Annotated in this window: 3 protein-coding genes; 2 read left to right on the top strand and 1 reads right to left on the bottom strand. The window is 62.5% G+C overall.

Annotated features, from left to right (window positions below):
- Nucleotides 1-1,199 (bottom strand): FAD-dependent monooxygenase (locus Q0341_RS01730; RefSeq protein WP_299510119.1); only part of this gene is annotated, 1,199 nt, incomplete at its 3' end.
- A gap of 175 nt (nucleotides 1,200-1,374) precedes the next feature.
- On the opposite strand from Q0341_RS01730, the gene Q0341_RS01725 reads away from it, so the two are divergent.
- A complete protein-coding gene (locus tag Q0341_RS01725) occupies nucleotides 1,375-1,989 on the top strand; it encodes a YigZ family protein (RefSeq protein WP_299510118.1) in 615 nt (204 codons plus the stop codon).
- Nucleotides 1,989-2,218, top strand: a 230-nt coding sequence (locus tag Q0341_RS01720) for a chromate transporter (RefSeq protein ID WP_299510117.1), incomplete at its 3' end; no start/stop codon positions are given. The genes Q0341_RS01725 and Q0341_RS01720, both read left to right, overlap by 1 nt.

Raw genomic sequence — 2,218 nt, 5'->3', positions numbered from 1 at the left:
GACAAGACGGCGTCGCGCAGCAAGCGAAAGCCGCGTGTGGGTGGGGTCATGAAGCGGGTGCTTTTGCCCGCTTCTTCGATGATTTCCCAGGCAGCTGCTACGCGCTCGGCGCTGTAGTTGGCCAGCAAGGCCGAAGAAGCCAGACCCCGGCACACCAGCCCCAGCCGCCAGGCCAGGGCCTGCGCGTCCTGAAAGCCGGTGTTGGCACCCCGCACACCAAAAATCGGCAGCAAGTGGGCAGCGTCGCCCATGAACAAGGTGCGCCCCACCAGGTAGTCGGGCAAGGTGAGTGTGCGAGCCGAGTAGACCGAGCTCCAGTCCATCTCCCAAGGCTTGTCGGCGTGGCCAATCAGGGCCAGTTGGGCGTTGATGCGGGTTTTGAGCGATTCGGGCGACAAGGCTTGCTCGGGCGTTTCGCCCTCGGGCAGTTGGAAGGCAATGCGCCAGATGCCCAGGGGCTCGCGGTGCAGCAGCACGGTGTTGCCGGGGTTCCATTCGGGGTCAAAAAAGGCCAGGCGCTCGGTGGGCAAAGGCAGGTCGATGCGGATGTCGGCAATGACAAAACGGCCTTCGTAGGACGCGCCTTCGAGCTTGAGGTCCAGCATGCTGCGGATGCCCGAGCGAGCCCCGTCCGAGGCGACCAGCCATTCGGCCTGCAGGGTGTAGGGGCCTTCGGGGGTGTCAACTTGCAGCTGCGCGTGGTCAGCATGCTGCTCCAGCGCCGTGACGCGGTTGCCCCAGCGCAGGTCAATCAGAGGGTTGGCCTCGCAGGCTTCGACCAGGTACTGCTCCAGAAACTGCTGCTGCAGGTTGATCATGGGGCCAAATCGGTCGTTCTCGTCGTGTGGGGCTTCCATGCGAAACACGCGCTCGCCCCGGTAATACGAGTTGCCAAAGCGCCAAGGCAAGCCGTTTTGTGTGACGCGATCGGCCACACCCACTTGCTGCAGGATTTCCATGGAGCGGCGGGTGAACACGATGGCGCGGCTGCCCTCGCACACTTGCAGCTCCGATTCCAGCAACACGCAGGGCACCCCAAAGCGCGCCAGCTCCAAAGCGGCCGTCAAGCCCACCGGCCCGCCGCCCGCGATCACCACCGGGTGCGTCTGCTGCGCCGAGTGCTGCGAAGGCAACCAGGGCTGGTGCACGGCGTAGTCGTAATAAATCGAGGGTCGGGGCGCGGTGGCCGGTTGGTGCATGGTGCTTAAAAGAGTTGAATGCGACAGAAGAATGGTGATCAGATGAACCGATTGGCCCGCTGGCGAAAGAACAAGAGAGCGGTCTGATCCGGTCTAGCGAAGGATCATATCGAAGCCTCACTTTGAAGAGCTAGGGCACAGTGTGGTGCCACAGTCATTGGGGTATTCTTGGTCGATGCCTTTTTCTCTTGCCTGCCCTGCCCACCACGAACTGGTCATCAAAAAAAGCCGTTTCATCGCCTGCATCGAACCCGTTGCTGGCCGCGAGGAGGCGCAAGCCCGCGTCGCCAAGCTCAAGGTCGAGCACCCCGATGCGGCGCATGTGTGCTGGGCGCTGCTGGCCGGGGGCCAATCGGCGGCCAACGACGACGGCGAGCCCGGCGGCACAGCAGGCAGGCCCATGCTGGAGGTGCTGCGCCATCAGGATCTGGAAGGCGTGATGGCCTCGGTGGTGCGTTACTTTGGCGGCATCAAGCTGGGCGCGGGCGGGTTGGTGCGGGCTTACACCGATGCGGTGGCGCAAGCCGTGCTACACGCCGAAAAAATTCCGCTCATTCGGCAAATGCAGCTGGCTTGCAGCGTGCCTTACGCCCTGGAAGGCTTGGTGCGCCGAGAAGTGGAACTGGCTGGGGCCACATTGCAGCAAGTGGTGCATGGCAGCGTGGTGCGTTTGCACTTTGCCTTGCCCCAAACCCAAGCAGAGGGCCTGATGGCACGCCTGAGCGAAAGTGGCAAAGGTCAGCTGGTGTGGCTGGAGGGCGACAACGCGGCCTTGCTCACCGCTGGATAATGCACGCCATGCCTGAAAACCTGCCCCTTCGTCATCCGAACTCTAAAACCGATTTGTTTGTGTCCTTCACCTGGCTGGCCTTGCAAGGCTTTGGTGGGGTGTTGGCCGTGGTGCAGCGCGAGTTGGTCGAGAAAAAGCGCTGGATGACGCGCGAGCAATTTGTTGAAGATTGGGCGGTGGCGCAAATTTTGCCCGGGCCGAACGTGGTGAATTTTTGCCTGATGATCGG

The organism is uncultured Limnohabitans sp. (assembly GCF_937889215.1).
Classification (GTDB): Bacteria; Pseudomonadota; Gammaproteobacteria; order Burkholderiales; family Burkholderiaceae_C; genus Limnohabitans_A.
The sequence above is the reverse complement of the archived record's forward strand: the minus strand, read 5'-3'. Positions and strand labels throughout refer to the sequence as shown.

What these genes read in the sequence shown, in the direction of transcription:
- Q0341_RS01725 (WP_299510118.1), top strand. Translation starts at nt 1,375, where the DNA reads ATGCCTTTTTCTCTTGCCTGCCCTGCCCACCACGAACTGGTCATCAAA.